5 protein-coding genes and 1 pseudogene are annotated in these 7070 nt (G+C 75.6%); all 6 read right to left on the bottom strand.

Annotation, left to right across the window (positions count from 1 at the left end; translation table 11 throughout):
* Window positions 1-123 (bottom strand): annotated as a pseudogene (locus tag AB0910_RS16190) (short-chain dehydrogenase/reductase); the annotation flags it as partial.
* A gap of 332 nt (window positions 124-455) precedes the next feature.
* Window positions 456-1958 (bottom strand): CoA-acylating methylmalonate-semialdehyde dehydrogenase, encoded by a 1503-nt coding sequence (locus tag AB0910_RS16185; RefSeq protein WP_366745223.1) that lies wholly within the window; start codon window positions 1956-1958, stop codon window positions 456-458.
* A gap of 58 nt (window positions 1959-2016) precedes the next feature.
* The gene (gene iolD, locus AB0910_RS16180; protein WP_366745222.1) at window positions 2017-3909 is read right to left on the bottom strand and encodes a 3D-(3,5/4)-trihydroxycyclohexane-1,2-dione acylhydrolase (decyclizing); all 1893 of its coding nucleotides are present in this window, start codon (window positions 3907-3909) and stop codon (window positions 2017-2019) included.
* Window positions 3906-4937, bottom strand: coding sequence for a 5-deoxy-glucuronate isomerase (gene iolB, locus AB0910_RS16175; RefSeq protein ID WP_366745221.1), 1032 nt, complete (start codon window positions 4935-4937; stop codon window positions 3906-3908). The genes iolD and iolB overlap by 4 nt, the downstream gene beginning before the upstream one ends.
* A 71-nt stretch (window positions 4938-5008) precedes the next feature.
* Window positions 5009-5890 carry a deoxyribose-phosphate aldolase gene (locus AB0910_RS16170; RefSeq protein WP_366745236.1) on the bottom strand — a complete coding sequence of 294 codons (882 nt, stop codon included), beginning with the start codon at window positions 5888-5890 and terminating at the stop codon, window positions 5009-5011.
* Between the two features lie 95 nt (window positions 5891-5985).
* Complete coding sequence (iolC, locus tag AB0910_RS16165; protein ID WP_366745220.1) at window positions 5986-7008, bottom strand: 5-dehydro-2-deoxygluconokinase; 1023 nt, start codon at window positions 7006-7008, stop codon at window positions 5986-5988.
* Window positions 7009-7070 lie beyond the last annotated feature (62 nt).

Below are 7070 nucleotides of genomic sequence, written 5' to 3'. Positions count from 1 at the left end.
CCGCCTGTTCCGGCCGCCGCGCGGCAGCGACGACACGGTCGCCCGCGGCGAGCGCGGCCCGGGCGACCTGCAGGCCGAGGCCGCGCCCCGCCCCGCCCCGGTGACGAACCAGGTCTTCGGCATGACAGTGAGCCCTTTCGAGTCGGAGGCACAAGGACGGCGACATGACGTGCCGGTCCGCCGGGAAAGGCGTGGAGCAGGGCACACCTCGATGCTGCCACTGCTCGGCAGAAGATGGGTGGTACGGCTTTTGCCACCCATGTCCCGTGTCGGACTCCTCGGCCCGCGGGTTCTCCGCCCTTCACGGCGCGGCGGGGACCACGGGGAGTGCGCCCGCCGCGGTCGCGTCCCACGGCCGTTCCGCGCGCCGGCGGGAGGGCGTACGGACGCACGCGACCGCGGCCTCCCGGGGAGGGGCCGCGGTCGCTGTCGTACGCGCGGAGGAGGCCGCCGCGTCAGTGGCGTTCGCTCGGGAAGCCCAGGTCGACTCCTGACGGTGCGTCGGCCGGGTCGGGCCAGCGGGTGGTGACGACCTTGCCGCGGGTGTAGAAGTGCACGCCGTCGTTGCCGTAGACGTGGTGGTCGCCGAAGAGGGAGTCCTTCCAGCCGCCGAAGGAGTGGTAGCCGACCGGCACCGGGATCGGCACGTTGACGCCGACCATGCCGGCCTCCACCTCCAGTTGGAAGCGCCGGGCGGCGCCCCCGTCACGGGTGAAGATCGCCGTGCCGTTGCCGTACGGCGAGGCGTTGATCAGCTCGACGGCCTCCTCGTAGGTCTCCGCGCGCAGCACGCACAGCACCGGGCCGAAGATCTCGTCGCGGTACGCGTCGGAGCCGGTGGGGACGCGGTCCAGCAGGGACAGGCCGATCCAGTGGCCGTTCTCGTAGCCCTCGACGGTGAAGTCCGTGCCGTCGAGCACCACTTCGGCGCCCTGGGCCGCCGCGCCCCGCACATAGCCCGCGACCTTGTCGCGGTGGGCGGCGGTGATCAACGGGCCCATCTCGGACGCGGGGTCGCCGCCCGGCCCGATGGTGATCTTCCGGGCGCGCTCCACGATCCGCTCGACGAGCGGGTCGCCCGCGGAACCGACCGCCACCACGGCGGAGATGGCCATGCAGCGCTCCCCCGCGGAGCCGTAGGCGGCCGACACCGCGGCGTCCGCCGCCGCGTCGAGGTCCGCGTCGGGCAGGACCAGCATGTGGTTCTTGGCGCCGCCCAGCGCCTGCACCCGCTTGCCCGCCGCCGTCGCCCTGGCGTGGATGTGGCGGGCGATGGGGGTGGACCCGACGAAGGACACGGCCGCCACGCCGGGGTGGTCGAGCAGCCCCTCGACCGCCTCCCGGTCGCCGTGCAGGACGTTCAGCACGCCGTCGGGCAGGCCCGCCTCCTGCGCGAGCCGCGCCAGCAGCACGGAGGCCGAGGGGTCCTTCTCGCTGGGCTTCAGCACGAAGGTGTTGCCGCACGCGATCGCCACGGGGAACATCCACATCGGCACCATCGCGGGGAAGTTGAACGGCGTGATGCCCGCGACCACCCCGAGCGGCTGCCGGATCGACGCCACGTCCACCCGGCTCGCGACCTGCGTCGACAGCTCGCCCTTGAGCGCCGTGGTGATGCCGCACGCGAGCTCCACGATCTCCAGGCCGCGCGCGACCTCGCCGAGCGCGTCGGAGTGGACCTTGCCGTGCTCCGCGGTGATCAGCGCGGCGATCTCGTCGCGGTGCGCGTCGAGCAGGGCGCGGTAGCGGAAGAGGACCGCGGTGCGCTGCGCGAGCGAGGACGTGCCCCACGTGGCGTAGGCGGCGCGCGCGGCGGCGACCGCGGCGTCCACCTCGTCGGCCGAGGCGAACGCGACCCGGGTGGTGACCTCGCCGGTCGCCGGTTCTGTGACGTCGCCGTACCGGCCGGACGCGCCCTCGGCGGACGCGCCGCCGATCCAGTGGTTCACGGTCTTCATCGGCGGGATCTCCTTCGCAGTTCTGGTCGCGTCCGGTGGCCCGCGGCGCCCGCGCCCCTCACAGGTGGCGGCGGCGCGCGGCGCGCTCCCTGTCGTACGCCTCGCGGGCCAGGAGCGCGGCCCGGCGGGACGCCGTCTCGGCCACGGGCACATCCCACCACGCCTGGGCCGGCGGCACCGCGGACACTGTGTCGGGCGTTTCGGTCTCCACGTAGACACATGTGGGGGCGTCGGCGGCGCGCGCGGCGGCCAGCGCCTCCCGCAGGTCGCCGACGGTCTTCGCGCGCAGCACCCGCATGCCGAGGGCCGCGGCGTTGGCCGCGAGGTCGACAGGAAGCGGCTCTCCGGTGTACGCGCCTGCCGCGTCGCGGAAGCGGTACGCGGTGCCGTAGCCCTCCGCGCCGACCGACGCGGAGAGGCCGCCGATGGAGGCGTAGCCGTGGTTCTGCAGGATGACCAGCTTGAACGGCAGCCGCTCCTGCACAGCGGTGACGATCTCGGTGGGGTTCATCAGATACGTGCCGTCGCCGACGAGCGCCCAGACCGGGCGGCCGGGCGCGGCCGTCAGCACGCCGATGGCGGCCGGGATCTCGTAGCCCATGCAGGAGTAGCCGTACTCCACGTGGTACTGGTCGCGCGACCTGGCCCGCCACAGCTTGTGCAGGTCGCCGGGGAGCGAGCCGGCCGCGTTGATGACGATGTCGTCCGCGGTCACCAGCGCGTCGAGGGCGCCGACGACCTGCCCCTGCGTGGGGCGCGCCGTGTCGTCGGGCGCGGCGAACGCGGCGGTGACCCGCTCCTCCCAGCGCTCCTTGGCCGCGCGGTAGTCCGCCGCGTACGCCGCCTCGACGCGGTGGCCGGCGAGCGCGTCGGCGAGGGCTTCGAGGGCGGTGCGCGCGTCGGCGACCAGCGGGTGCGCGGCGAGCTTGTGCGCGTCGAAGCCGGTGACGTTGAGGTTGAGGAAGCGGACGCCGGGGCGGGCGAAGAGGGTCGAGGACGCGGTGGAGAAGTCCGACCAGCGGGTGCCGACGCCGATGACCAGATCGGCCTCGCGTGCGAGGGCGTTCGCGGGCGCCGTGCCGGTGTGCCCGACGGCCCCCACGTCGCAGGGGTGGTCGTACGGCAGGGAGCCCTTGCCCGCCTGGGTCGACGCGACGGGGATGCCGCTCGCCCCTGCGAACGCGTCGAGCGCCTCCTCGGCGCGGCTGTGGTGCACCCCGCCGCCCGCCACCAGAAGCGGGCGCTCGGCTTCTCTCACGAGCCGTACGGCGTCGGCGAGTTCGGCCGGGTCGGGCGCCTGGCGGCGGATGCGCCACACGCGCTCGCCGAAGAACTCCTCGGGCCAGTCGTACGCCTCCGCCTGGACGTCCTGCGGCAGCGCGAGGGTGACGGCGCCGGTCTCCGCCGGGTCGGTGAGGACCCGCATCGCGGCGAGCGCCGCGGGCACCAGCGCCTCCGGCCTGGTGATCCGGTCGAAGTAGGCGGAGACGGGCCGCAGGGCGTCGTTGACGGACACGTCGCCCGCGGTGCGCGCCTCCAGCTGCTGGAGCACCGGGTCGGCGGGGCGGGTGGCGAAGGTGTCGCCCGGCAGCAGCAGCACGGGCAGCCGGTTGACGGTGGCGAGCGCGGCGCCGGTGACGAGGTTGGTCGCGCCGGGCCCGATGGACGTCGTCACGGCCTGCGCGGAGAGCCGGTCGCACTGCCGGGCGTAGCCCACGGCGGCGTGCACCATGGCCTGTTCGCTGCGGCCCTGCACGTACCGCAGGGCGCCGTCCGCCTCGACCAGCGCCTGCCCGAGGCCCGCGACGTTGCCGTGGCCGAAGATGCCCCACACGGCGTCGATGAGCCGGTGGCGCTCGCCGTCCCGCACGGTGTACTGCCGCGCGAGGAAGGCGACCAGCGCCTGCGCGGTGGTCAGCCTGCGGGTGGCGGAAGTCGGCGTGGAGCTCATCGGAAGTCCCCTCGGACGGCACCGCGGTCGGCGGCGGGCGCGGTGTCGGCGGGTCCCGCGCCGCCCGCGGGCGCGGTGCCGGGCGGCGGCGCGGGCGCGTCCGCCGTGTACAGCGGGAGCCGCGGGTCGACGGCCTGGCCCGGCCAGGTGTCCCTGATCCAGCCGTGCCCGGGGTGGTCGCTGATGAGCCATGCCCGCTCGCCCGAGCCCGCCATGACGTTGAGGTAGTACATCGCGCGGCCTGGCGCCGCGATCGACGGGCCGTGCCAGCCGTCGGGGATGAGGACCGTGTCGCCGCCGCGCACCTCGACGAGCAGGTCGGTGCCGCCCTCACGCGAGGGCGAGACGCGGTGGTATCCGACGCCGTCGTCGGCGGCGCCCCCCGGGCCGGGGTCCCCGCCGCCCGCCGCGCCCTCGCGGCCGTCGATCTCGAAGTAGTAGATCTCCTCCAGCACGGACTCGGCGCCCGGACGGTGCTCGTCGTGCTTGTGCGGCGGGTAGGACGACCAGTTGCCGCCGGGCGTCAGCACCTCCACCGCGATCAGCCGGTCGCACGCGAAGACATCGGCGGCGGCGAAGTTGTTGACCTGGCGCGAGCAGCTGCCCGCGCCGCGCAGCTCCACGGGGACCTCCGGCGCGGGGCCGTAGCGAGCGGGGAGTCGTCGCTCGCACTTCGCCCCTGCCAAGGCGAACCGGCCCCCCGCACCGGAGGCGATCTGGGCGCTGCCGTCGCGCGGGAGGTACGCGAAGTCGCTGACCCCGCGGAAGACGCTGTCGCGGCCGCGCAGTGCGAAGGTCTCACCCTCCGTGCGCACCGTACAGCCGCCGGTGAGCGGCAGCACGATCCACTCGCTGCCGCCGGTGGCGAAGGTGTGGCTGCCGCCGGGCGGCAGGTCGAGCACGCGCAGCGAGCAGTACGTCCACCCGGCGCGCCCCGGCCCGATGTCGAGCGCGTAGGGGCCCGCGGCTGCCTCGCCCGCGCGCACGTGGCGGTCCGTGCCGCCCGGGTGCCCTGTCGGTGCCGTCATGCGTTCACTCCTTCCCCCGCCCGGCCGCCTCCGCCGTGCGGGCCCGTGCGCCGCCGGGGCCCGCCCGGCGTTCAGAGCAGCCCCACGGCCGTGTCGACCGCCTTCACCACGTCACCGTCCGCCGGGTACAGCAGCGACCTGCCGGCGACAAGCCCCTGCACGGTCGGCAGCCGCAGCGCGCTGCGCCACTTCTCGTACGTACCCTCCTGGTCGTCCCCGATCTCACCGCCGAGCAGGACGGCGGGCAGCGTGGACGCCGCCATGACGCGGGCCATGTCCGCGGGTTCTTCGGTGACCGGCACCTTGAGCCAGGTGTAGGCGGAGGTCCCCGCGAGCCCGGAGGCCACGGCGATGGAGCGGGTGACGGCGGCGGCGCTCAGGTCGCTGCGCAGCTGCCCGTCGGGGCCCCTGCGGCACAGGAAGGGCTCCACGAAGACGGGCAGGCCGCGGGCGGCCATCGCGTCCACGGCGCGCGCCGCGGACAGCAGCGTGGCGACCGAGCCGCTGCCCGGGTCGTCGTAGTCGACGCGCAGCAGCAGCTTGCCCGCGTCGAACCCGGCGGCCACCACGTCCTGCGCGCGGTACCCGGTGAAGCGGTCGTCCAGCTCGAAGGCGGCGCCCGCGAGGCCGCCCCTGTTCATGGAGCCGACCACGACCCGGTCTTCGAGGGCGCCGAGGAGCAGCAGGTCCTCAAGGACGTCCGCGGTGCCGAGCACGCCGTCCACGCCCGGCCTCGACAGCGCGAGGCAGAGCCGGTCGAGCAGGTCGGCGCGGTCGGCCATGGCGAGCGGGTCGCCGCCGACGCCGAGCGCGCCGCGGGCCGGGTGGTCGGCCGCGATGATCATCAGCCGTCCGGTCGGGCCGAGCAGCGGCCTGCGCGACCGCAGCGCCGCCGCCTCGGCGACGGCCCCCGGCCGCGCGGCGCGCAGCCGGGCGAGCGCCCCGACGTCGATCAGGCCCTGCGCGGTCCTCGGCACGGCGGGAGGCCTGGTGCGGGCGGCGGCGGGCTCCCGAGCCCCCGGCCCGCGTGCGGCGTACTCCCGGGCGCTCACCGTCCGCTCCCCGGGCCGTGCGGCGCCGCGGTCCCTGCCGCCTCGACGGGCGGCGCCTCGCGCTCGGGCGGCACCGGGCCGCCGGCCACGACCTGGTCGACCTCCTCCGCGTACGGCATCGCGGAGGAGCAGGCGAGCCGGGAGGCGACGATCGCGCCCGCCGCGTTGGCGTACCGCATGGTGTGCTCCAGCGGCCGGCCCTCGACGAGGCAGCGGCACAGCGCACCGCCGAACGCGTCGCCCGCGCCGAGGCCGTTGACGACCGCGACGGGGACCGGCGGCACCTGCGCGTACGTACCGTCGCGGTGGACGGCGAGCACACCGGCCGGGCCCTGTTTGACGACGGCGAGCTCGGGTCCCGCGGCGAGCAGGGCGCGGGCCGCCGCGTGCGGCTCGCGCTCGCCGACCGCCGCCTCGCACTCGTCGAGGTTGCCCACGGCGACCGTGGCCCGCGCGAGGGCCGCCGCGTACACCTCGCGCGGGTCCTCGTCCCAGAACATCGGCCGCCAGTCGAGGTCGAAGACCGTGATGCCGCGCCGGGCGCGGTGGTCGAGCGCCGCGAGCGTGGCGGTGCGGCTCGGCTCTGCGCACAGCCCGGTGCCGGTCATCCAGAAGACGCGGGCCGCTCCGACGGCGCCGAGGTCGAGCTCGTGCGGGTGGATCTCCAGGTCGGGTGCCTTGGGGCGGCGGTAGAAGTGGAGCGGGAAGTCGTCGGGCGGGAAGACCTCGCAGAAGGTGATCGGCGTCGGGTACGCGGCCACCGGGTCGACCCAGCGGTCGTCGACGCCGAACTCCCGCAGCTGCCGGTGGAGGTAGGCGCCGAACGGGTCGGCGCCCGTGCGGGTCACGACGGCCGTGCGCAGCCCGAGCCTGGCGCAGGCGACGGCGACGTTGGCGGCCGAGCCGCCGAGGAACCTGCCGAAGCTGTCCACGTCCTGGAGGGGCACGCCGGTCCGCAGCGGGTACAGGTCCACGCCGATCCGGCCCATCGTGATCACGTCGTACGGTCCGGGGTCCATGGGTGCCGCCCCTCCGCCTCTCTCGGACCTGCCTCGCGGGCTCTCCTCGCGGAGACCGGGAC

Source organism: Streptomyces sp. NPDC047002 (assembly GCF_040704505.1).
Classification (GTDB): domain Bacteria; phylum Actinomycetota; class Actinomycetes; order Streptomycetales; family Streptomycetaceae; genus Streptomyces.
This window is presented reverse-complemented; position numbering and strand designations above follow the sequence as displayed.